Origin of the sequence: Cystobacter fuscus DSM 2262 (genome assembly GCF_000335475.2) — a bacterium.
GTDB lineage: Bacteria > Myxococcota > Myxococcia > Myxococcales > Myxococcaceae > Cystobacter > Cystobacter fuscus.
Genome location: NZ_ANAH02000011.1, coordinates 141,924 through 165,941 on the forward strand (window position 1 = coordinate 141,924; position 24,018 = coordinate 165,941).

The 24,018-nt window shown below is 69.1% G+C and carries 15 protein-coding genes and 1 pseudogene; 7 read left to right on the forward strand and 9 right to left on the reverse strand.

All coding sequences use genetic code 11. The features are described 5' to 3' along the window. Positions 1-79 precede the first annotated feature (79 nt). The 3 genes from D187_RS20965 (at position 80) to D187_RS20975 (ending at position 3,485) form a co-directional block, all read left to right on the forward strand. A complete protein-coding gene (locus D187_RS20965; RefSeq protein WP_002626559.1) occupies positions 80-475 on the forward strand; it encodes a hypothetical protein in 396 nt (131 codons plus the stop codon). Further along, positions 472-2,313, forward strand: coding sequence for a hypothetical protein (locus D187_RS20970; protein WP_002626560.1), 1,842 nt, complete (start codon positions 472-474; stop codon positions 2,311-2,313). The genes D187_RS20965 and D187_RS20970 overlap by 4 nt, the downstream gene beginning before the upstream one ends. A 131-nt stretch (positions 2,314-2,444) precedes the next feature. Further along, positions 2,445-3,485: a hypothetical protein gene (locus tag D187_RS20975; protein ID WP_002626561.1), complete on the forward strand. Its 1,041-nt coding sequence runs from the start codon at positions 2,445-2,447 to the stop codon at positions 3,483-3,485. Between the two features lie 16 nt (positions 3,486-3,501). Here D187_RS20975 and D187_RS20980 read toward each other — a convergent pair whose 3' ends face one another. From D187_RS20980 to D187_RS20995, 4 genes and pseudogenes are all read right to left on the reverse strand, one after another. Then, a complete protein-coding gene (locus D187_RS20980; protein WP_002626562.1) occupies positions 3,502-4,404 on the reverse strand; it encodes a zinc ribbon domain-containing protein in 903 nt (300 codons plus the stop codon). 42 nt (positions 4,405-4,446) lie between these two features. Next, complete coding sequence (locus tag D187_RS20985; RefSeq protein WP_002626563.1) at positions 4,447-5,658, reverse strand: cytochrome P450 family protein; 1,212 nt, start codon at positions 5,656-5,658, stop codon at positions 4,447-4,449. A gap of 38 nt (positions 5,659-5,696) precedes the next feature. Continuing rightward, positions 5,697-7,018 (reverse strand): annotated as a pseudogene (gene mgtE, locus D187_RS20990) (magnesium transporter). A 123-nt stretch (positions 7,019-7,141) separates the two neighbouring features. Further along, the gene (locus tag D187_RS20995) at positions 7,142-7,630 is read right to left on the reverse strand and encodes a hypothetical protein (protein WP_155893480.1); all 489 of its coding nucleotides are present in this window, start codon (positions 7,628-7,630) and stop codon (positions 7,142-7,144) included. A 410-nt stretch (positions 7,631-8,040) separates the two neighbouring features. Here D187_RS20995 and D187_RS21000 point away from each other — a divergent pair, with 410 nt between their 5' ends. After that, complete coding sequence (locus D187_RS21000; RefSeq protein WP_063725005.1) at positions 8,041-9,645, forward strand: hypothetical protein; 1,605 nt, start codon at positions 8,041-8,043, stop codon at positions 9,643-9,645. A gap of 13 nt (positions 9,646-9,658) precedes the next feature. Here the strand turns inward: D187_RS21000 and D187_RS50170 are convergent, their stop codons facing one another. Further along, positions 9,659-11,980, reverse strand: coding sequence for a PAS domain-containing sensor histidine kinase (locus D187_RS50170; protein ID WP_002626569.1), 2,322 nt, complete (start codon positions 11,978-11,980; stop codon positions 9,659-9,661). A gap of 740 nt (positions 11,981-12,720) precedes the next feature. Here D187_RS50170 and D187_RS50175 point away from each other — a divergent pair. Further along, positions 12,721-13,941, forward strand: a complete 1,221-nt coding sequence (locus tag D187_RS50175; RefSeq protein ID WP_002626570.1) for a M12 family metallopeptidase — start codon at positions 12,721-12,723, stop codon at positions 13,939-13,941. 71 nt (positions 13,942-14,012) lie between these two features. After that, a complete protein-coding gene (locus tag D187_RS21015) occupies positions 14,013-15,308 on the forward strand; it encodes a M20/M25/M40 family metallo-hydrolase (RefSeq protein ID WP_043430895.1) in 1,296 nt (431 codons plus the stop codon). Between the two features lie 27 nt (positions 15,309-15,335). Here the strand turns inward: D187_RS21015 and D187_RS21020 are convergent, their stop codons facing one another. The 4 genes from D187_RS21020 to D187_RS21035 all read right to left on the reverse strand — a co-directional run bounded on the left by D187_RS21020 (position 15,336) and on the right by D187_RS21035 (position 18,508). Further along, entirely contained in the window at positions 15,336-16,523 is a 1,188-nt protein-coding gene (locus D187_RS21020) for an alpha/beta fold hydrolase (RefSeq protein ID WP_043430897.1), read from the reverse strand. A 79-nt stretch (positions 16,524-16,602) separates the two neighbouring features. Beyond that, positions 16,603-16,878, reverse strand: a complete 276-nt coding sequence (locus tag D187_RS21025) for a hypothetical protein (RefSeq protein ID WP_002626573.1) — start codon at positions 16,876-16,878, stop codon at positions 16,603-16,605. 95 nt (positions 16,879-16,973) lie between these two features. Beyond that, on the reverse strand, positions 16,974-17,312 hold the full coding sequence (locus D187_RS21030; protein WP_002626574.1) for a peptidoglycan-binding domain-containing protein: 339 nt from the start codon (positions 17,310-17,312) through the stop codon (positions 16,974-16,976). Between the two features lie 5 nt (positions 17,313-17,317). Continuing rightward, positions 17,318-18,508, reverse strand: a complete 1,191-nt coding sequence (locus D187_RS21035; protein ID WP_002626575.1) for a DUF748 domain-containing protein — start codon at positions 18,506-18,508, stop codon at positions 17,318-17,320. Positions 18,509-18,742: 234 nt separating this feature from the next. On the opposite strand from D187_RS21035, the gene D187_RS21040 reads away from it, so the two are divergent. Further along, positions 18,743-24,010 (forward strand): trifunctional serine/threonine-protein kinase/ATP-binding protein/sensor histidine kinase, encoded by a 5,268-nt coding sequence (locus D187_RS21040; RefSeq protein WP_043430899.1) that lies wholly within the window; start codon positions 18,743-18,745, stop codon positions 24,008-24,010. The last annotated feature ends 8 nt before the right edge of the window (positions 24,011-24,018 follow it).

The window sequence follows — 24,018 nt, forward strand, 5'->3', positions numbered from 1 at the left end:
CTGGGAGGCGCCCCGGCGGGAAATGTCGGGGTGGCGGTAGAGTCTTGCCTGGCCGTTCATTCACCGAAGGGAACACGCCATGGAGTTCCGCAAGACCACCGTCCTGCCGCTCGACGACGCGCAGGCGGCGAGCCATCTCTTCCGCCAGTGGGTGCATGACCGGCCCCATGTCCTCTTCGTCGTGCTGGGGAGCGGTCCCGACCGGGAGGCGCTGGTGTCCAAGGCGGGGATGTTCGCGGGAACGGAGCACCAGCCGCGCTGGGTCATCTGGGCGAGGGATCTGTCGGCCATCGAGTCCGACATCGTCCAGCTCAAGGAGAGCACGGCGGGGCTGAAGCAGGCGGTGCTCGGTGGGGAGGCGCGTGCCTTCGTCCTGTCGCTGGGGGATGCGATCCACGATGTCATCTCCTCGAGCGAGGCGGCGGACAACTTCCGGGTGAACCTGGCCTACATGCGCGCGGAAGTGCTGCCATGAGGGCGCTGCTCCGGGCGTGGGCCCTGACGGTGTCCCTGGGCGCGGCGCCGGCCCTGGCGCAGACCCTGCTGCGCATCGAGGAGAGGGATCTCGACGGCGCCTCCCATGCGGTGGGGCCGGGGGTCGCCATCGTCGACATCAGCAGCACGTTGAACATCGGGGTGGACCGCGCCGCGCTGCTCGAGCGCATCCGGGCCTCGGCGCCGGGCACCTCCAGCCAGGAGCTCATCCAGGATCTGCTCCAGCTCCAGTCCTTCCTGAACGAGGGGGCGGAGGCGGGCCTCAAACCCCTGGAGGATGCGCTGTCGGAGTGGGCCCGGGAGGGGGGAACGCCTGCGGCGAACGCGAAGCTGCAGGGGGCCTATCGCCAGTGGGGAAAGTCCTCGCTCCAGGTCATGGAGTACGCCCACCGCTCCCTGTCCGGCGGAGACCCCCGCCGCGCCCGGCTGCGCGAGTCCCTCAACGTCGCCCTGGAGCGCAACGCGGGGGCCTCCATCGAGCAGCTCTACGCGACCATCACCCAGGTGGGCACGCAGGAGGCGTGGCGGCTGCGCGGCGAGCTGGATGAGGTGCTGCGTCAGGAGGGCGTCTCGGTGCAGATGGGCGTCTGGGTGACGACGCGGGGGGAGGGCAGCCGTCCCATCCACCTGCCCAACTTCGACACCTACGCACCCCAGGGCCGCGTGGACATCGAGCGCTTCAAGATCCTCCTCACCGAGGAGCAGAAGGCGCAGCTGCGCCAGGCCGACCAGCTCGCGCGCGACATCCAGTCGCGCCGCTTCTCCGGGGCGCTCGGGCCCGAGGCGCGCGAGCGGCTCGCCCAGCTCTTCTCCAGCACGCGCGCGTGTGTCATCGCGCTGCGCGAGCAGTTGGACGCCTTCCTGAGGGGGACGGATCCCACCACCCAACGGCTCCGGGCGGCGGCGGAGGCCACCCGGGCCCAGCTCGAGTCCTATGGCGCCTTCATGGATGGGCTCGCGGCGAAGTACCGCGCGCCCCCCAGTACGTCTTCCTCGGCGGACTTCCTCATCGGCACCAACGAGGACCTGGACGAGGCGGCGCGGCGCACCCGCCAGAGCGTCGAGCAGTTCTCCGTGCTCCTCACCGCGCTCAATGCCCAGGCCGCGGGCCTGGACGAGGGGGGCAAGCGGCTGCTCAAGCAGCTCACCGAGTGCCGACAGACATTCACCACCGACGTGGGCGCCGTGCTCCAGACGCTGACGTCCGTGTTCCAGACGCTCGCGGGCGCGCAGTCCACCCACACCGCGGCGCTGGAGCTGGGCGCGCAGGTGCTCCGGCTCGCCCTGGAGGACCTGCCCGAGCGCACCACCCTGGACCTGGCGGACGCGGGACGGCGCGCGGAGGGAGACACCGTGGTGCTCAAGTTCGCCCTGCGGCGCGGCGAGCGCCCCGCCCAGGAGCTGGAAGTGCGGCAGTTGCAGATGCAGCGGGTGCTCGTGCACCTGGAGACGGTGGTGGGCCTCATCTTCGCCCAGCAGCCCCGGGACATGGGGGGCTCCTCCACCAGCCGCTTCCAGGTGGCTCCGGCCTACAGCGTGCTCTTCAAGGGCGCCTCGCGCACGAGCGGCTTCTGGAACAACGTGCTGACGCCCGGGATTGGCGCCAACCTGTCCGCGCTGGACTTCGACAAGGACGGCACGCCCGAGCTGGGCGCCGCCGTGACGCTCGCGCTCTTCCGCGACTTCGTGCAGGTGGGCTACGGCTACAACGTGTTCCGCGACCGGGGCTACCTCTTCTTCGGTGTGGGCCTGCCCCTGCCGGTGCTGGGCTTCTCGGCGGGCTCTTCCCGCGCCCTCTCGGCGGGCTCGCTGCCCTGAGGGCCCCCGACGCGACATTTCCTGGAAATATCAGGAAATCTCACTTTCTCAGATGCTAAGAAGAGCGCCTTCCCCGCCGTGGAGGCCGGTGCCATCCGGCCCCGTCCTCCCGGCCTTGAGCGAGGCAGGCGATGAATCTCCGACGCGCGTGGTGGCTGTTGCCGGCGTTGTGGGTGGTGGGCTGTGGCCCTTCCGTGGATGAAGAGGTCGTGGACGAGCTCACCGGTGAGGTGCTCGAAGCGGCCACGACGGCGTACGACATGAACCGGCTGCTGGAGGACACGGACCTCACCGGGGGACAGGGCATCACCCCGGCGCAGGTGCAGCAGTTCCTCGCGCTCAAGGGCTCGTACCTGGCGGGCTACACGGACCCCGCGTGGAACAAGACGGCGGCGGTGCTCATCGTGGAGCGCTCCAAGGCCGCGGGCATCAACCCCCTGTACATGCTCGCGCGCATCCAGACGGAGTCGAGCCTCATCACCAGCGGCACCTCCACCAACCTCGCCAAGGCCACCGGGTGCGGGTGCCCGGACAGCGCCGGGTGTGACACCTCGTACGCGGGCTTTGGCAACCAGGTGGACTGCTCGGCCCGGAAGCTGCGCGGCTACCTCACGGACCTGGACGCCGGGCGCGCCACCGTGTCGGGTTGGAAGCCGAACGTGACGAAGAGCACGTCGGACCCGTGCTCGGTGAAGCCGGCCAACAAGGCCACCGCGGCGCTCTATACGTACACGCCCTGGGTGGGGGCGTATGCCATCCAGTGTGGCCGCACCACCGTGGGGGGCTCGTCGCTCGTGGCGGCGAAGTACAACCAGTTCGAGGGCGAGTACGACTGGGCCCCCTCCACCACCGCGTGCTACTCGGGCACGGTGGACGCCGACGTGGCCCAGGGCGGCTGCGTGCAGAGCTCCTCGGATGGCCTCTGGCGGCAGTGCCTGGGTGGCGCCTTCACGGACGGCACCAGCGCGAAGCCCTCCACCTGCACGGTCTCCTGGCCGTGGTGCCAGTCCGTCACGCTGGGCAGAGCGGTGCCGGCGCGTACCTGTGTGCAGTCGGCGAGCAACGCGCAGTGGCAGCAGTGCGGCGTGGGGGGCGTGTGGCAAGCCGCGTCCACCGTGCCCACCACGGGCAGTGGGCCCGTGGGCGCCTGCTACGCCACCTACGCCCTCTAGGCGCCTGCCACACCACCTACTTCTGGGCGGCGCGGCTGAAGATGAGGAACAACAGGCCGATGTAGCCTCCGCCGCACAGACAACAAGAGGCCAGGGGCGCGAGCAGCGTCCCGACGAGCGCCGTGCCGGTCGTCGTGCGGTGCAGCCCGCGGTAGGCGAAGAAGCGCGACACCAGTGCCCAGAAGGGGGCCACCTGCGTGCCGATGAAGGGCACGATCCCGAGTGTCCAGGCGGCCTCGGAGAGCGAGTGGGCGCGCAGCGTGACGTTGAAGGGCCGGGTGACGCCGCCCGCGCGCAGCACGAGGTGATCCACGCCCGCGCCCATCAGGGTCATGAGCACGGACAGCGGGGGCCCGAGCAGCGTGGTGGCCACGAACATGACCACCCCCAGCCAGCGCATGAACACCGGTCCGGAGCCATCGCCCGTGGGTTGGCTCGACTCCGGGAACGCCTCCATCAGCGAGGGCATGCCGACGAAGATGAGCATGTAGGTGAGGCCCGTCATGAAGCAGGCGGGCACTGAGCACAGCAGCGCGAACAGCAGGGAGTCGCTCGTGCGGCCCTCGGCGCGGGCGTGGGAGAAGGTGCCCGGGTGGAGGAGCACCTGGCCGAGCGTCTTCCAGAAGGCGCGCCACATGCCCAGCTCCTGGCGCTGATCCCACGGCATGGGCGCGTCCGGCTCCAACTGGTGGCAACGGACGCAGAGCGTCTCGCCCTGGGGACCGGAGCGCAGACACCGGGCACAGGCGAACGTGCCACAGCGCGAGCAGGTGCCGAGGCCGCGCAGCGTGGGGTGCACGGCGCACACGGGCTGGGTGCCGCCGGGGACGGCCTCGAGCAGCAGGGAGGCGCCACAGCCCGGACAGGACTGGGCGCCGGGCGGGAAGGGGTGCTGGCAGTAGGGACAGGGGATGGACATACGCGCCGTCCATCCTGTCATGAACGGTACGGGGCCGGGCGCTCAGAAGGCCACGGGCAGGCGCTGCAGGCCGTGCACGAGGATGCCCTCGCGCCAGCGCAGCTCGCGCTCGTCCACCGCCAGGCGCAGCCGCGGCATGCGCTCGAGCAGCAGGTTGAGGGCGACGGTGGCCTCGAGCCGGGCCAGGGGCGCGCCCAGGCAGAAGTGGATGCCGAAGCCGAAGGCGATGTGCCGGTTGGGCTCGCGGGTGATGTCGAAGCGCTCCGGCTCCGGGAACTGCGCCGGATCATGGTCGGCCGCCAGCAGCGAGGCGAGCACCGCCTCTCCCGCGGGAATCACCTGGCCGTGCAGCTCGGTGTCCTGGAGCGCCCAGCGGTAGGTGGTGGTCTCCACCGGGCCGCGGTAGCGCAGCATCTCCTCCACCGCGGAGTCGATGAGGGCGGGGTTGGCGCGCAGCCGCTCGAGCTGCTCGGGGTGCTTGAGCAGCGCCCAGACGCCGTTGCCCATGAGGTTCACCGTCGTCTCGTGGCCGGCCACCAGCAGCAGGAACAACATGCTGACGAGCTCCATGGGCGACAGCCGGTCTCCCTGCTCCTCCGCCGTCATGAGCGCGGTGAGCAGGTCATCGCGCGGCTCGGCCCGGCGCCGGGCCATGAGCTGCTGGAAGTACTGGAGGAACTCCATGCCGGCCTTCTGCATGGGGCCCACGTCGCCATTGAGCGGCGGGTTGATGATGACGTTCGTCCACTCGCGGAACTGGTCCTGGTCCTCCGCGGGCACGCCGAGCATCTCGGCGATGACCGTCACCGGCAGGGGGAAGGCGAAGGCGTCGAGCAGATCCATGCTGCCCTGGGGCTGGGCTTCGTCCAGCAGGCGCTGGGCGATGGCGGTGACGCGCGGGCGCAGCTCCTCCACCCGGCGCGGGGTGAAGGCCTTGGAGACGATGGTGCGCAGGCGCGTGTGGTCCGGGGGATCCGCCGAGAGCATGTGCTGGTTGATGGCCGACAGCGAGTCGATGCGCTGCATCCGCGAGGGTGAGTTCTCGGGCAGCTTGTCTTCATCCTTGGTGAAGCGGTTGTCCCTCAGCAGCTCCACGGCTTCCTTGTAGCGGGTGACGATCCACACCGGCGTCTGGAAGTAGGGATCCATCATCCGCACGACGGGGGCCTCCTGGCGGATGCGCGCGTAGAAGGGCAGGGGGTTGTGGCGCGTCTGGGGGGCCCACAGCTCACTGGTGAGGGTGCTCGTGCTCATGGATGTTGCCTCCGGGGGTAGGAACTACCCTGGATACGTCAGAGCGGGGTTCCTCGCAGCAGGAGACTGGCCACGGTGAAGTAGATGACACGTCCGGAGACGTCCACGAGGGGGGCCACGAAGGGGGCGGAGGCGCTCGCCGGGTCGAACCCCAGGCGGCGCAGGGCGAAGGGGAGCATGGAGCCGGAGAGGGTTCCCCACGTCACCACGCCCATGAGGGACAGGCCCACGGTGAGGGCCACCAGGACGGCGTGCTCCCCGTAGGAGCCGAAGAAGTGCTGCCACACGAGGATGCGGATGATGCCGACCCCACCGAGGATGGCGCCCAGGGCCACACCCGCGAGCACCTCGCGCCGGGCCACGCGCCACACATCGCGCAGCCGCACCTCGTTGAGCGCCAGCGAGCGGATGATGAGCGTGGTGGCCTGGCTGCCCGAGTTGCCTCCGGAGCTGATGATGAGGGGCACGAAGAGCGCGAGCACCACGGCGCGGGCGATCTCGTCCTCGAAGTGGCCCATGGCGGTGGCGGTGAGCATCTCGCCGAGGAACAGCACGAGCAGCCACCCGGCGCGCTTCTTGATCATGGAGAGGAAGCTCACCTCGAGGTAGGGCGCGTCCAGGGCCTCCATGCCGCCCACCTTCTGGATGTCCTCGGTGGCCTCCTCCTGCACCACCTGGACGATGTCGTCCACGGTGACGATGCCCTTCATGTGCCGCTCGGCGTCCACCACGGGGATGGCCATGAGCGACTGCGAGGCGAACAGCCGGCTCACCACCTCTTGATCCGTGTCCTCGGAGACGGTGATGAGGTCGCGGCTCATCACGTCCTCCACGCGCTTGTCCGGGGCGGACTGGAAGAGCTGGCGCAGGGACACCACGCCGAGCAGGTGCTGCTGGGAGTCCAACACGTAGGCGTAATAGACGGTCTCCACCGTCTCGCGGGTCTGCCGGAGCAGGTAGCTGATGGCCTCGTCGATGGTCATCTCCGGCCGTACGCGCGCGAAGCGGGGATTCATCAGTCCGCCCGCGTTGTCCTCGGCGTAGGCGAGCAGGGCGTGCACCTCGCGGCGAGTGGTGTCGTCCAGCTCGCTCAGGAGCGCGTCGCGGGTATCGGGCGCGGTGGCTGGATGACGTCCACGGCGTCATCCGGGGCGAGCAGCCGCAGCCAGGTGCGCCGCTCCCCCGGGCCGAGCGCGAGGAGGAGATCCGCCTGCCCCTGGGCGGAGAGCGACAGGAAGAAGTCATCCGCGGTGGCGTGCGGCACCAGCTTGAAGCTCTCCACCCGCTCATCGCGGGAGAGCGCGGGCCAGGCGTCACGCAATTCATGCGGGAAGATGGGTTCGGGATCCTGGGTCTCCATGAAGCCTCCCATCATCCAATCCCGGGAGATTGTCCAGAGACACTGACTCCGGGACACACCGCGCACGGCGAGGGCCGCCCATGCCCACCTTCGGCGGCCCTCACGACTCCCGATGCTCCCTCGCTAGTCGTTCGCCTTGTTGGCGCTCACGGCGGGATGGCTCGCCGCGGGGAGCGCCGCATTGGCGCTCGCGGTCTGCGAAGAAGCCAGCTTCGGGGCCTGCGTCGACTCTCCATATGCATGCAGCGCCGTGCACTCCCCGGTTTGCGCGTCCCATCTGAACGAGATCAGGGAGGTGTCATTCATGGCACTGACGACCTGGAGCAGGGGGGCCGGGGGATTGTAGAGTTCGCAGCTGGCCTGGTAGCCGGCCGCGTTTCGCGCATGGCATCGAATCGACACGAGCCAACTCCCATCGGGCTGGCGGTTGGAGATGATCGAACAACCGATTTGCTGCGTCGAATCGGGAGAGTTGTAGGCTCCAGCCGGGCTGCCAAAGACGATATTCGATTGGGTGTCGATATAGACCCCGAAATTGTTTCGGGGTCCCGCGTTGGCCGTTGCTCCCAGAAGGAGAAAACCAATCGCCATCCACTTGTTCATTTGATTCATGATTGCCCTTTTCTCGAGTGCGCCCAAACACTGCCCGTGAGCAGGCTCGGGGGGGAGGGGGCGTGGGTGTTGTCGTGCTGCGACACGTGTCCCGCGCGGTCACGGACCGCGTCTCTTCAGGGGGTGGGACTGCGTGTGCCGGACCTCTTGGCACGAGACGTGCCAGGGCTTGGGGGCAGCCAGTCGTCTGGGCGTGCGTATGCTTTTACAGGGACTCGCGAATTCTGAGTGACGCTTTGGGGCGGACCGCTGACAAATCAAGTCACTCCCGGCCTGGCCTCGTTACTCCTCGGCCTCGACCATGGAGTCCCTGGGGGCCATTGGCGGGGCCCGTGCGCGCGAGGTGCTGCGCTCGGCTGACGGACATCTCCCGCGAGGCCCCCGAAGGTGCTAACGGTGCGCGCACCGTCATGTCGACTCCCGCCGCGCGCCCTGGTGAAGCGTCCTCCCCCTGGAACTCTCCGCTGCTCTGGGGGCTCGTGGGCTGGGTGTTGGCGTTGCTGTTGGCGCACCATGCGGTGTGGCTGTCGGGCCTGCGGCTCACCCAGGGGGACGAGGGCGACGCGCGCTTCGTGCACTACGTCCTCGAGCATGGCTTCCGCTACCTGCGCGGGGATGCTCCGCACGCGCGTTTCTGGGACGCGCCCTTCTTCCACCCGGCCCCCAACACCATCGCCTACTCGGATCCGCTGCTGGGCGTGCTGCCGCTGTACGCGGCCTGGCGTGCCGTGGGCCTGCCGCCCGACACGGCCTTCCAGTTCTGGGTGTTCACCGTCACCTCGCTCAACTTCCTGGCGGCCCTGTGGCTCTTGCGCCGGGGGTTCGGGGCGTCCGCGAGCGCGGCGATGGTGGGCGCGGTGCTCTTCGCCGCGGGGGCCTCGCGCATCCATCAGGCCAACCACCCCCAATTGCTGCCACAGTTCTACAGCGTGCTCGCGGTGGGGGCGCTGCTCGCCCTGACGCGCCCCGAGACATCGCGCCGGGCCGGAGCCGCCTGGGGCGCGCTGCTGGTGGGCTCCTGCGTGGCGCAGCTCTACGCGGGCTTCTACTGGGGCTGGTTCCTGGGCTTCTTCCTCGCCCTGACGGGGCTCGTCGCGCTCGGCTTCCCCGACACCCGCGCCCGGCTGTGGCGGGGCCTGCGTGTGCACGGGCCGGTGCTCGTGCTGTGGGGCGTGGTGGGGATGGTGGCCCTGCTGCCCATCGTCCAGCACAGCCTGGCGGCGATGCGGGAGGTGGGGGCGCGCTCCTTCCTCGAGGCGGAGGGCATGGTGCCGCGCTTCGCCTCCTGGTTCCACATGGGCGATTCGAGCTGGCTCTACGGCTGGATGGGCCGGCTGACGCCTTTCGCGCGCCTGCCCGTGGAGGGGGAGCACCGGGTGGGAGTGGGCGTGCTGACGCTGGTGCTGGCGGGGGCGGGGCTGTGGCGTGCCCGGGACCGCGCGGCCGCGAGGCTGTTGTTGGCGGTAGTGCTCGTCACCGTCCTGCTCGCCACGCGCTACCGCGGGGGCGTGACGCCCTGGTGGCTGGTGTTCCACGGCGTCCCGGGCGCCAGCGCGATCCGGGCTGTCTGCCGGATGGGCGTCTGGTTGTTGCTGCCGGCCAGCGTGGGGCTGGCCCTCTTCCTGTCGCGTCTGTCGCGCGAGGGCAGGGCGTGGTGGGCGGCGGTGCTGGGCGGGGTGTGTCTGCTCGAGCAGGGCGTGAGTGGAAGCACCTTCGACGCGGCGGCGGCGCGCGCGGACGTGCAACGGCTGGCGGCACGGGTGGGGCCTGGCTGCCAGAGCTTCTTCTACGGCCCGGCCGAGGAGCACGCGCCCTCGTGGAAGTATCAGATCGACGCGATGTGGGCCGCCCTCGAGCGGGGCGTGCCCACCGTCAATGGCTACTCGGGCAACGTGCCGCCGGGCTGGGCGTTGGAGCCCGTGTTCCGAGCCGACGCCGCGCTGCTCGCCTGGGCACGGGCGCGGGGGCTGGAGGTGTCGGACATCTGCCGCATCACGACTCCACCGCCCCCTTGAGCCGTGCTCCCGCTCAGAACGGGCCGATGGTGTTCAAGGATCTCGGGGGCGAGGAGGGGGCCACGTTGAGGGCGATGGGCACGGAGAAGAAGAAGGAGCTGCCCTGACCCTGCTCGCTCTCCACGTGGATCCTCCCTCCATGGGCCTCGATGATGTCCTTGACGATGGACAGCCCGAGTCCGGCCCCCCGGCGATCTCCGTGGTTCGCCTGCCAGAAGCGCTCGAAGAGGTGCTGCCGGGCGTCGGGCGTGAGTCCGGGGCCGGTATCCTTCACGAAGAACACCACCTGCCCGTCTTCCGCGTGGGCTCCCACCCGGACCTCTCCCCCCGAGGGGGTGAACTTCAACGCGTTGCCCAGCAGGTTGGAGAACACCTGCAGCAACCGGTCCCGATCGGCGAGCACCGGCGGCAGGCTGCCGGGCGGCTCGAGCACGAGCTGAACCTCCTGGGCCTGGGGCCGCACCGTCTCGAGCGCCTCGTGCAGCAGCGGCTCGGTGGGCTGGGGGCTCGCGCGGATGGAGAGCTGCCCCGCCTCCACGCGCGCCACGTCCAGCAGATCCTCGATCATCCGGTTCATCCGATGGGCGGAGGCGGACAGCCGCTCCAGGAGCTTTCCCTGGCGCTCGTCGTTCACCCCGCCGGGGAGCGCGGCCCGCCGTTGCAGCAGCGGCAGTGCGAGGAGGATGGATTGCAGCGGGCTGCGCAGATCATGGGCGACGACGCCGAGGATCCTGTCCCGCGCCTGGGTGGCGTCCCGCGCGGACTGGTAGAGCCGGGCGTTCTCCAGGGCGAGGCTGGAGTAGCGGCCCAACTGCTCGGCGAACTCCAGATCCCTCGGGGTGTAGACGTGGCAGGAGTCCGAGGAGATGAACGTGAGGGCTCCCAACAGCCGCTCGTTGACCACCAGGGGAACGGCCATGAAGGAGCGCACGTTGAGCCGCCGCAGCAGGCGCAGGTGCTCATCGCTCTGGGCCAGGGCCGCGAGCTGCTCCGCGGAGACATGGGAATGGAGCAGGGGCCTGTGCTGGACCAGCACCTCGTGTGCGAGGAAGGCGCGGCGGGAGTCCAGCGGGAAGCCCCGCAGGAGCGAGGCCGTCTGCCGCTGGACGGGGTCGCGGTGGGCGACCTCGGACAGGCGCACCCGGCCCTCGTCCCACAGGTAGACGAGGCACCAGTCGGCCAGCCTCTCCACGGCGAGCTGGGCGACGCGCGAGAGCGTGCGCTCGGAGTCCAGCGATGTGGACGACAGCAGCTCCCCGGCGCTCACCAGGAAGCGTTGCTCGTCCTCCACCCGCTTCTGCTCGGAGATGTCCCGGAGGATGACCGTGAGTGTGCGTCTGCCCTCCACCTCGAGCTCGGAGATGGCCGCGTCGATGGGGAACTCCTCGCCACTCTTGCGCAGGCCGTGGACGCGCCGGCGCTCGCCGACCCTCCTCCGGGCCTGGATGCCCTTCTCGAGGAACGTCCGCATGAACTGGTGATGCCGCTCCCGGAAGCGCTCGGGCATCAGCACGTCGAGGGGACGCCCGAGCACCTCGGAGGCCTTGTAGCCGAAGATGGTCTCGGCTCCTGCGTTGAAGAGGGTGATGTGCCCGGCTTCGTCCACGGTGATGATGGCGTCCGCGGCGAGCGAGACGATGCCGGAGTAGCGCGCTTCCGAGGTGGCGCGCTCCGCGGCGTTGCGCTCGGCGAGGACCTGGGCGAGGCGCCGCCGGCGCAACTCGCGCATCGCGAGCACCGCCTGGAGCGCCAGCATGAGCACGGCGACGGTGACCGCGGCCAGGCGCGTCCCGCCCGACTCGGCGAGCACCTGATGGGCCTCGGTCTCCAGGGCGCTCATCCTCTCGCGCTCATGGCGCAGCAGCACCCGCAGGCTCTCATCCAACGCCTCGCGCAGGGACTGGTACTCCCCGGTGAGGGGGGGCTGGAGTTGATCCACGGGGATGCCCGCGCCCCTCTGCTGGTGCAGGTCCCGGGCGATGCTCCGCAGGAGCCTGTCGGCGCGGGAGATCTCCTCCATCAGCGCCCGCTCCTGCTCGTCCAGGTAGCCCTCGGTGAGCTGTCGCACCAGCTCGTCGAACCGGGCGCGCGAGGTGTCCACCTCCTTCATGATGTCCAGGTGGGGTGTGAGCAGGTACGAGCGGCTCAGACGGGCCAGTCGCTCCCCTTCGGCGTTCAGACGCTCGGCGCGGAGTGTTTGCTCGGTGACGAGTGCATAGCGCCGCAGGACGGCCTGTTCCCCCTGGGAGATCTGGAACACCCGCAGCAGCGCGGCTCCCGCCACCAGGGGAATGATGAGCACCAGGGCCGTCATCATGGAGAAGAAGTGGCGCATCTCCAATCTCTCCTCCTCGAGCCGTTGCTCTAACGAGTAGACGTTAGCATGATTCCCGGGGGGGGGAGACGGCATCCTGGTTGTCTTAGTGTGCATGACGCGCCCGCGCAGCATCGGCGCGACCCAGGCGTCCTGGCGGGCGTTGGTCTGTCGTGAGCGGGGGCGGGCAGCCTCGGGACCGTGCGCCGCGTGGGTACACGGCTGGTTCGTTCTGGACGCGGAGGCGCTCGGGCGGTGACACGGGCGCTGGCCGCCGGTGAACCGGGACGTGGGTGGGCGCCCCCGTCCACTCCGTCCGAAGCTCCGCGGACAACGTGGGGCGAGCGCCTGGCGGCGGTTTCTCCCGGCCGAGCCGCATGCGGGCCGTATCTCCGGCCCGCGACCCGGGCAACGCCATCGGTCTCGAGACTCACACCAGGAGGGTGAAGGCTCGGGATGTCTCGAATTGGGCGGGGTCAATCCCTGCTCATGCTGCCTCCCTCACCAGGGCGCTCCTGTGTCGCGCATGCTCCAGCCGCTGGAGGGTGGATTGAGCCCGTCGAGCTGGGGACCCTCTCCGAGGTGGAAGTTGGCCGCCGTGGGATGACGCCGGGCGGATCCGCCGGGTTCAGGGACACCGGATAATTCCTTTATGCTTCGATTGCTCGTATTTCACGTATTACGGCCCTTCTTCGTGGCTTCCTGCTAGGGTGCTTTCACGCTCGACCCGAACCGAGCCGCCACGAAAAGGTACAACCCCCATGAGCCGTCATCATCGATTCGCCCGTCTGTCCATGAGTGCTTCCGCGCTGAGCGCCCTGCTGCTGGGCGGCTGCGGTGTCTCCCATGAGACGGAGCTGGCCTTCCCCGGAAAGACAGGTGAAGTGGTGACCGCCCGGGTGGCGTTGCCGGGACGCGGGGTCCAGACGGTCACCTACGAGAAGATCGACGGAAGGGCCGTCCTGGAGGGGGACATCCTGCTCGACCCGCGGGAGGAGCCGACCCGAAGCGGCCAGTCCGTGGCCCGGACGGACGCGTACTCGCGTTGGCCGGGGGCCACGGTCCCCTACGTCATCGATGGGGCTCTGCCCGACAGCGGCCGGGTGACGACCGCCATCCGCCACTGGGAATCCAAGACCTCCTTGCGCTTCAAGCCGCGCACGACGGAAGCGGACTACCTGCGGTTCCGGCCGGGTTCTGGCTGTAGCTCGTTCGTCGGCAGGTTGGGGGGAGAGCAGACGGTGGACCTGGCCGGCGGATGCGGTCTGACCGCCACGATCCATGAGATCGGACATGCCGTGGGCCTCTGGCACGAGCAGAGCCGTGCCGACCGGGACAACTACATCATCATCAACTGGGGCAACGTCCAGTCCGGAACGGCGCACAACTTCCAGACCTACGGGCAGCAGGGAGCGGATGGCATGGACCTGGGCCCCTACGATTATGGCTCCATCATGCACTACGACGCCTACGCCTTCTCCTCCAATGGCCAGCCGACAATCGTCCGCAGGGATGGGGGAGGGAGCCTCGGGCGGCAAGATTCGCTGTCCGATGGGGACACCCGTGGCGCGGAGTCGCTCTATAGCCCGCGCGCCCGCTTCAGCAGCGGGGTGGCCGGGAATCGCTGCCTGGACGTCGCCGACGGCAACTCGGCGCAGGGGACTCCCACGCAGATCTGGGAGTGCAATGGCTCGGCCGCGCAGGACTGGTTCCTGAGCGTCCGTGGGGAGCTGCGCAGCACCCTCGCTCCCAACCGCTGCCTGGATGTGTCCGACGGGAAGACGGCGTGGGGCACTCGGGTCCGGATCTGGGAGTGCAACGGTTCGGCCGCGCAGAGATGGACGCTCAGCGGCGGAGCGGTGCGCAGCGCGCTGGGGAGCAATCTCTGCCTGGACGTGTCCGACGCGGGCACGGCCCTGGGAACCGCGGTGCAGATCTGGGACTGCAACGGCTCGGCCGCCCAGAAGTGGACCCGGTTCTGAGCAGCCGCGACGCTTCCCTCCTCCTCTCGGGTCAGTGACTTCTCCGCGTGCATGGACTTCAATCCGCGTCCATGCACGCGCTCTCGCTTCGTGAAGACCGCTTCCTGGAAGTGCTCCGGCGTCTCATCGCCCTGACGCCGCGGTTGCAGAACAACCCGGGCGCGGGGCTGGTGCCCGAGGAGCGGCTCGCCGCTCAGGTGGTGTTGGAGACGCTGGCGCCGCACCTCCAGAGCGGCTTCATCCAGGCGGAGTCGCTGGCGGCTGTGGGCAAGGAGTCCCGGCCGAGCCTGGTGCTCACCGTGAAGGGCACGGGCGAGAGCACACTCGGCTTCGTGGGCGCGCACTTCGACGTCGTCCCCGCGGACGAGAAGGGCGAGGGCTGGGAGCGCGATCCCTTCACGCTGTGGGAGGGGCCGGGAGGCGTGCTCTACGGGCGCGGCGTCACCGACTGCCTGGGCCACGTGGCGGTGCTGACGGACCTGCTGGCGCAGCTCGCCGAGCGCGGTGAGCGTCCGCGCCGCACGCTCAAGGTGGTGCTCATCTCCAACGAGGAGTCCTCGGACCTGCCGGGCCTGGGCCTGGGCTACGTGGCCGAGCAGGGGCGGCTCGCGGACCTGGCGGGCCAGCCGGTGTACTGGCTGGACAGCGCCAACTTCGGCCCCACGGTGGGCACGGGCGGCATCTCGCTGTGGTCGCTGAAGGTGAAGGGCGTGGGTGGGCACTCGGGGATGCCGCAGAACTGTGTCAACGCGCTGGAGCTGGGCATGGCCGCGTCACTGGAGCTGGCCCGTTGGTTCCACGCGCGCTTCCCCGCCACCGAGGACGAGAAGACCTGGGGCTTCCTGTCCTCCTCCAGCCTCAAGGCCACCGTGGTGGAGGGCTTCAACACCAAGGAGTCGAAGATTCCCGCCGAGGTCATCCTGCGTGGAGACATCCGCCTCACGCCCTTCTACGACATGAAGGCCGTGCGCGAGCAGGTGGCGGACTTCGTGCGCGAGCTGGACGCCCGCCTGGAGCGGGACGAGGCCATCGCCGGCTTCCCTCGCACCCGCACGGCGGCGGGCCAGCGCGGCTCGCTCGAGTTCCGCTTCCTGGGGGGCGGTATGGAAGGCATTGCCTGCCGGTTGGACTCGCCGGGCCTCGAGGCCCTGAAGGAGTCGATGCGGGCGGTGCGCGGCGTGGAGCCCAAGCCCTTCTCCCTCACCGGCTCGCTGCCGCTGGTGAGGGACCTGCAACGCCAGGGCTGTGACGTGCAGATCACCGGCTTCGGAGAGATGGCGTACTACCACGCGCCCAACGAGCAGGCCCGGCTCGAGGACTTCCGGCAGGGCTTCTCCATCCTCCGCGAGCTGCTCGTGCGGCTGTGAGCGGGCGGACAGCGCGCCATCGGGTGCTCAGGTGGGCCGGGCGGAGTCCCGGCCGATGAGCCGGCGCAGCCGGGTCTCGAAGCCGCGAGGATCCTCCATCATCGGGAAGTGGCCCACGTGCTCCATCATCTCGAGCTCCAGGCCCGCCAGTCCTTCGATGGGCTGGATGAGCGGGACGAGAGGCGCGGAGTTGATCGTCGCCACGGGGCGGGTGAGGAGCGGCCAGCGCGCCTCGATATCCCAGCGCAGCAGCGCGTCCAGCACGGCCACCGCGGTCTCGGGCTCTCGAGCGCTCATGGTGGTGGCGATCCAGTCGGCCACGCCGTAACCGAGCGCGTCGTGCAGCGTGATCATGCGGACGAGCGCCGTCATCGCTCTCGGAAAGTCCGCCCGGAAGGCGTTGCAGCGCTCCGCGATCTCCGCGGGTGGCCTGCGCCGGTACATGGCGGCATCGGTGAAGGTATCGACGCCAATCACCTTCCGGCATCTGTCCGGTGTCGCGATCGCTATCTCGAGCGCGACCGGCCCACCGAGCGAGTGGCCGACGAGGATGAGCTCGCGCAGCTCCAACTGCTCGATGGCGGTGACGACGTCCCGAGCCATCGCGTCGATGGGATAGGCGGAGCCCGCGGGGAGGCGGCTCGACAGACCGTGGCCGGCCAGGTCCACCGTCACGACGGTGAAGTCGCGGGACAGGGTCTCGAGCTGCGCATCCCAGAACCGCTGATCGCAGCACCAACCATGGATGAGGAGCAGGGTCGGCGCACGGGTGCCACGCTGGGACCAGGCCAGTGCACGCCCATCGGGCAGCGTCACGGTGCCATGCCGGGAGGTCCCGTCCTTGTTCGTCCCTTCCCTGGTGTGTCCCTCCGGGGGCGGCGAGCCCTCCGCGGGAGGAGGAGCATCGGCCTGTTTCATGCGGACGTAGCCCACGCAGAGCCCCACGACAAACAGCAAGCCCCCGGCTTGGATGCCCGCGATGTTCATGAGGAGCAGGCCCAGGGGATCCAAGGACTGTGTATCGGTGGAGAGGAAGCTGAGGAGCATGAGCCCCGCCCCCATGGCGGTGGCGGCGAGTGCGAACAGCAGGCCCATGCGGAGGACTCGTGCCGTCCGGGGAAAGACTCGCCCCAGCAAGAGCACCAGGAGCAGTCCGAGCAGACAGACCGCGGGGGGAGCGCAACTGAATACCACGTAATCGAAGGGGTCTTTCATAGGGGTCCCCCCCGCGAGCAGGAGAAGGACAAGGTTCCTCGCGTCGCGGGAGGGGGCGGACTGCTTGATGGACGCTGGCTCAGGGGCAGACGCAGGTGCCCGTACACGCGTAGTCACGCGTGCAGGTGTCGCTGCCACATGCGGCGGCGCACTGGGTCTGCGTGGTGTAGTAGTTCTGGTAGTTGCACGTCCACTTCAACGGGCAGATGCCCACCAGGTCCGTGCTCTGTTGCGCGGCCTGCTCCTGGACGGTGGCGGGCTCGGACTCCGGGATCTGCACGGCCTCGGTGCCACAAGCCGTCAGGGAAAGGGCGAGGCCCGAGATGAAGACAGCCAGAATGGACTTGATGCGCATGGGGGAAGCTCCTGGGTGGTGACTGCCAGGAAGACGCTACCCCCCCGCTTCGAGCGCTCGCAAGCCAGTGGCGAGCTGTCGGCTCGAATTCCTTGTCACTTCAAGCGCTCGAACACGTCTCCCGGAGCGAGCCCCAGGGCCTCCATGGTCCTCGCATCGGGGACGCCGGTGGCTGGCAGGCGATGGGCCTTCTGGGCCCGTCGGAGCGCGGCGCTCGTCGCACCGTCGAGGACGCCCTCCTTCCACTCCTCCCGGAAGTCATTGCTCGCGAGCGCCTCCTGGATGCGCTTCACCGCTCCTTTCTGGAGGAGTGCCTCGGGGTCGAGTGCCACCTCGACGGGCTTCTGGGTGGCCTCCTGGCGCGCCTGTTCACGGTCCTCCACACAGCCGCAGAGGGCGAGGGCGAGCAGCGCGATTCGTGAAGTCTTTGGCATGGGGGCTACTCCTTCACCGGTTGGGCGCGAGGCGTGTCGCCGCTCGGCTTGAGCGCTTCCGCGGCCTGTTGGAGGACGTTCTGCTTCTCGCCCGCGACGGCTGGCGGCGTGTTCCTGAAGGAGCCGGCGAGCCCCTCGACGAAGGCGTTGCGGATGACGCCGAAGACGGTGGGCCAGAGCTGGATGTCGGGGCTGCTGAGGTCGCCTCGGATGGGGATGATGGTCGCGACCTTCTCCTTGCCCTCGGGGTCCTCGTCCTTGTCGCTCTTGAAGAGGTCGAAGGCGATGTCCGCGAGCGCGGCCTTGATGCGCGCGCCGAGCCCCTTCTCCGCGGGCTTCGCGTCGAGGCCGGAGAGCACGGGCTTCACGCCTCCTTCGAGGTGGCCCTTCTCGGTCTTGAAGCTCGCGAACATCTCGAAGACGCCCTTGGGCAGGTCCACGCCCGTCTTGGCCTTGAGCAGATCGTGGAAGTCATTGAGCTCGAGCCCCTTCACCTGGAAGCGGCCAGCGAAGTGCGGTGGCAGCGTGAGCGGGTCCACCGAGAGGAACATCGAGACCTGTCCCGTCTTCTGCAGCGTGGCGCTCATGGCGATGATCGTCGCCTGGCCGAGCGACAAGGGGCGGTTGGTCGCGAGGTTCTCGAGCGTCAGGTCCATGCCGTGCAGCCGGATGGTCGGCAACTCCTTCTCTCGACGGTCCTCGATGAGCAGCTCTCCGTCCAGGAACTCGACCCGGTCGACGCGGCTGGGCGGAACGGACTCGAGCGCCCGGACGAGCCGCTCGAAGGGCGGTTGGAGCTTCTCCCGTGTCTCCTCGACCTCCTGCTTCACCGCCTTGCGCAGCACGTAGGAAATCTTCGGCTTCTCGATGCGCACCGAGCTGATGACCCGGCCGCGCAGCAGGTCCAGGAACGACAGTTGCGCCTGGATGCGCTCGGCGTGGAGGAGCGGAGGCCCCTCGCGGCCGGGGGGCTCCTCGAAGAGCTTCAGCCCGGTGATTTCGTAGCGCAACGGAACGAGCGACAGGGAGACGCTCTGGAAGTCCGAGGAGAACCCCTTGAGTTCGCTGAGTGCACGCCGGGTGCCCCAGGCGGCGAGCGGATTCAAGAAGACGCTCAGGAGCACGGCCAGCACGGCCAGCACGGCCAGCGTGAGCAGTGTGCCGAACAGCAGGCGGCGTTTGCGTGTGGAATGCATCGTGCAGCGGGATCTAGGAATCCCGCTTCGTTCACGGAAGGACTCCCAGGGAGGCGGGCCCGCGAGATGGTCACCTCTCGCACACTCACGGGGACCCGCGAGGCGCGCCCAGCGGCGCGTCACCCCATGGGAGGGGCGGGGGAGGGGCGAGCCCACCCCTGGATGCGTACAATTTGGAGTGCCGGCGCGGACAACGTCATGGAGACCGGTTCTCGCCAACGGGTGCGCTCGACCATGTTGGAAATCCCGGGGTACAGGGTTCTTGCCACGCTCCGAGCCACGGGCTCGAACGTGCTGCTCCAGGCGGTGCGTGAGGCCGATGGCCTGCCCGTCCTCCTCAAGACGCCCCTGGTGGCCTCTCCTGGTCGCACGGAGAGCGAGCGATACCGGCGGGAGTTCGCCATCCTGCAGAGGTTGCGGGACGTGCGAGGGGTGGCCAGACCCCACGCCTGCGAGCGACTCGGCGAGCGCCCCGTGCTGCTGCTGGAGCCGGTGAAGGGTCAACCCCTGTCCGACTCCACGGGTCAGCCCCTGGAACTCGCCCGGTTCTTGAGCCTGGCCCTCTCCCTGGCCGCCACCTTGGAGGAGGTGCACTGCCGCGATGTCATCCACAAGGACATCAAACCCTCCAACATCATCCTGGAGCCGTCGGGGGAAGCGCGGCTCATCGACTTCGGGGTGGCCACGCTGCAGCAGGTGGAGCACCTGGACGCGGCGCCCACACACCTGGTGGAGGGCTCGCTGGCGTACATGTCACCGGAGCAGACGGGGCGGATGAACCGGGCGCTGGACTACCGCACGGACTTCTACTCGCTGGGGGTGACCTTCTACGAGCTGCTCACGGGGCATTACCCCTTCCAGGGGAGGGACGCGCTCGAGTGGTTCCACGCCCACATGGCACGGAAGCCCCGGCCTCCGCACGAGCTGAACCCGAGGGTGCCTCCCGCCTTGTCCGCCATCGTCCTCAAGCTGCTGGCGAAGGTGGCCGAGGAGCGCTACCAGAGCGCCGCGGGACTCCAGGCGGACCTGGAGCGCTGCCGCGAGATGCTGGGCCGGGGCGTGTGGGAGGTGTTCCCGCTGGGGACGCGGGACATGCCCAGCCGTTTCCAACTGCCGCAACGGCTCTATGGGCGTGAAGCCCAGGTGGCCACCCTGCTGGAGGGTTTCGAGCGGGTGGCGCGCACGGGAATGCCGGAGCTGTTCCTCGTCAGCGGGTATTCGGGCATTGGCAAGTCCTCCATGGTGCAGGAACTGCACAAGCCCGTGGTCGAGCGCCGCGGCCTCTTCTTGAGCGGCAAGTTCGACCAGTTCCAGCGGGACGTTCCGTATGTCACCCTGGCCCAGACGCTCCGGGGCCTGCTGCGACAATTGCTCGCGGGGAGTGACGAGGAACTCGCCCGGTGGCGCGAGCAGGTGAACCGGGCCTGGGAGGGCCGGGGGCAGATGCTCGTGGACCTGGTGCCCCAGCTCGAAGTGCTGGTGGGCCCCCAGTCCTCGCTCCAGGAGGTGCCCCCGAGCGAGGCCCAGCGCCACCTGCATTGGCTGGTCCGCCAGTTCGGCTCGGTGTTCGCCAGCCGGGAGCACCCCATGGTGGTGTTCCTGGATGACTTGCAGTGGGCGGACCTGGCCAGCCTCCAACTGCTCGCTCAACTGCTGTCGGGGCCGGAGGCCCTGCCGGTGCTCTGGATTGGTGCCTACCGGGACAACGAGGTGAGCCCCTCGCACCCGCTCCTGTTGGTATTGGAGGAGATGCGCAAGGCGGGGGCGAGGGTGACGGACCTCCGCCTGGAGCCCCTGCGCGTGGCGCAGGTGGAGCTGCTGGTGGCCGACACGCTGCCGGGAGCGGGAGCGGAGGTCGTCGCGCCCCTCTCGGCACTGGTGCACGAGAAGACGGGCGGCAACCCCTTCTTCCTGCTGCAGTTGCTGGTGGCGCTCCACCAGGATGGCCTGCTGGTGCGCGTGCCAGGGAGCGGGTGGCGATGGGATGCCGAGGGAGTGCGGGCCCGGGACTACTCGGAGAACATCGTCGACTTCATGGTGGGCAAGCTGCGCCAGTTCCCCCCGGGCACGCAGCACCTGCTGTGGCTGGCCGCGTGCGTGGGCAACCACTTCTCCCTCGAGATGCTGGGCACCCTCGCCGGCCTGGAGGCGGTGGAGGACGTGGAAGAGGGGCTCGAACCCGCGCTCCGCGAGGGCATGCTGGTGCGCACGGGCCCGGAGCAGTACCGCTTCCTGCATGACCGTATCCATCAGGCGGCCCACTCCCTCATCTCCGAGGAGGAGCGCGAGGCCGTCCACCTGCGCATCGGCCGCCTGCTGCTCCAGAGCTTGTCACCGGAGCAGCTGCGCGACTCGCTCTTCGACGTGGTGAGTCAGCTCAACGCCGGGATGGAGCTCATCGAGGAGTCCGCCGAGCGCCACCAGCTCGCGCGGTTGAACGCCGAGGCGGGTTGCAAGGCCAGGTCCGCGGTCGCGCTCCTCCCGGCCCTCACCTACCTCACCACGGCCTTCGCGCTCATTCCCGGAGACCCCTGGGTGACGGACCCCGAGCTGGCCTTCAAGGTGAGACTCGAACAGGCGCTGTGTGCCTTCACACGAGGCGACATCGCCGAGGCGCGCCGTCTGGTCGACGAACTCCGCCCCCGGGCTCGGACTGCTTCGGATACCGTGGCTGTCTACACCCTGAAACAGGATGTCCACTTCGCCGCGCGTGAGGGCCAGGAGGGCCTGGCCTGCATGCTGGAATGTCTGACGTTGTTGGGCATGTCACTCCCACGGCACCCCTCGCAAGAAGAGGCGATGGCCATCCATGAGGAGGCCTGGGCCTTGCTGGGGGCGCGTCCCATCGAGAGCCTCATCGGCCTGCCTCCCATGACCGACCCGGACATGAAGCTGATCGTCCGGGCCCTGCTCAAGCTTTTCTATGCCGCGGCCGGCACCAGCAAGCACCTGATCATCATCGCCGTGAGCCGGATGGTCTCTCTCTCCCTCCGCCATGGCTTCGTGGATGCCACCGCGAGTGGATGCAGCTGGTTTGGCCTCGTCGTCGGCACGTACTTCAATCGGTACCGGGAGGGCCTTGCCTTCGCCAGGCTCGCGCTCGAGTTCACCGAGCGCTACAACCTGTCCACCAGCCGGGCGGGAGTCCTCCTCTGCTTGCAGTACATCGGTTCCTGGAACCTGCCCCTGCCCCAAGTGCAGCAGGGCCTCCTCGAGGCCTTCCATCAGGCGATTCACGTCGGGGACACCACGGTTGCCGCCTACAGCAACCTCCTGGTCGCCACCAATCGCCTGGCGATGAGCCACGACCTGGAGGAGGTCTACCAGGAGTTGATCGTCCGCGGCGAGTTCGCGCGCAAGATGGGGTTCCTGGATCCCCAGGAGGCGCTCCTCCTGGTTCAGCGCTACGTGCAACAACTGCGCGGGCACACCCTCTCGTTCGACACGCTGAACGGAGACGGCTTCGAGGAGCAGTCCTTCGAGGCACGGATACCCGGGAGCATGATCCGCACGTGGAGCTCCTATTGGATCATCAAGCTCCAATCGCGCTTCATGTGCGGCGCCTACACGGAGGCCCTTCGTGCGGCGGACAAGCTGGCCGATCTCCTCTGGGTCCACAATGACGTCTTCCACCTGGGCGGGTACCACCTCTACCGCGCCCTGTCCCTGGCCGCGTGCTTCGAGGGCGCCCCGCCGGAGCAGCAGCGCCAGTTCCTCGAGGCCATCGCGCTTCACCAACGGCGGTTCGCGCAGTGGGCGGAGAACTGCCCCGAGAACTTCCACGCGCCCGAGCGACTGGTCTCCGCGGAGCTGGCCCGCATCACGGGGCGATCCGAGGAGGCCGCGCGCGCCTATGAGGAGGCCATCCGCTCGGCCCGGGAGAACGGGGCCACCCAGTACGTCGGACTGGCCAGCGAGCTCGCCGCGAACTTCTGGCGCACCCGGCGCACGCCCATCGTCGCTCATGCCTTCGCGCGTGAAGCCCGGGCGGCGTACCAGCGGTGGGGAGCCCTGGGCAAGGTCCAGCACCTGGAGTCGCTCTGGCCCGAGCTTTCTTCCTCCTCGAGCACGCAAGACGCGCGGACCGCCGGCGGCACGGATTCCACCCGCATCGACGCGCTCACCGTCGTCAAGGCCCAGCAGGCCGTCTCCAGTGAAATCGAGCTGGAGCGTCTGGTGACCACGCTGCTGCGCGCGGCCATCGAGAACGCGGGCGCCCTGCGAGGCGCCTTGCTGCTGCCCCAGGGAGACACGCTCGCGGTGGCCGCCATGTCCGATGCGTCCGGGGAGGGAGCGGCCCCCGGGCTGCCGTGGACACTCCTCTCCTATGTCCGGCGCACGCGCGAGCACGTGCTCATCGGCGATACCTCCAAGCCCCATCCCTTCGCGTCCGATGCGTACCTGGCCCAGGGCGGGGCGCGCTCGGTGTTGTGCCTGCCCTTGTCGAGGCAGGAGCAACTCTCCGGGGTGCTCTACCTGGAGAATCACCTGGCCACCGATGCCTTCAGCCCCGCGCGTCTGACGATCCTGGAACACCTCGCCTCCCAGGCCGCCATCTCCATCGAGAACGCCCGGCTCTACGAGGATGTCCAGCGCGCCAGGATGGAGCTGCGCCGGGCCAATGAAGAGCTGGAGCAGCGGGTGCGGGAGCGCACGCACGAACTCGAGCAGGCCCAGGCCCGCCTGGTGGACACCGCGCGCGAGGTGGGCATGGCCGAGGTGGCCTCCAACGTGCTGCACAACGTGGGCAATGTGCTCACCAGCGCCGTCGTCAACCTCGAGACGATGCGTCAGTCCGTGGGCGCTTCTCGCGTGGGCCGCTTGAAGCGGGCCACGTCGCTGCTGCTGGATCACCAGGCGGACCTGGCCGACTTCCTGGCGGAGGGTGCTCGCGGCAGCCACCTGCCGGGCTACCTGGCCGCGCTGGCCGACGAGCTGGTGCGCGAGCAGACGCACCTCATGGAGGACATGGATGCGATGGGCCGTCACATCGAGCACATCCGCGCCATCGTCCAGGTCCAGCAGACGTACGCCCGGACCACGCTCATGACGGAGGAGTGCGACCTGGCCCAGCTCATCGATGATGCCTTGCGCATCCAGCTACCGGTGCTGCAGCGTCACGGCGTATCCGTCCGCCGCGAGTTGTCGCCGGTGCCCCGGGTGATGGTGGACAAGCACAAGGTGCTGCAGATCCTCATCAACCTGCTCAGCAATGCCACGCACGCGCTGGACTCGAAGCCGGAGGGCACGCGCCACCTGTGGGTGCGGCTGCGGGCGGAGGGGTCGGTGGCGCGCATCCAGGTGGTGGATGATGGGATGGGCATCGCTCCCGAGGTGAAGGGCAGGCTGTTCTCTCATGGCTTCACCACGCGCAAGGGCGGCCACGGCTTCGGACTGCACTCCAGCGCGCTGGCGGCACAGCTCCTGGAGGGCCGCCTGTTCATCGAGAGCGAGGGACCGGGCAAGGGCGCCGTGTCCACCCTGGAGCTTCCGCTCTCCTAGGTGGAGGG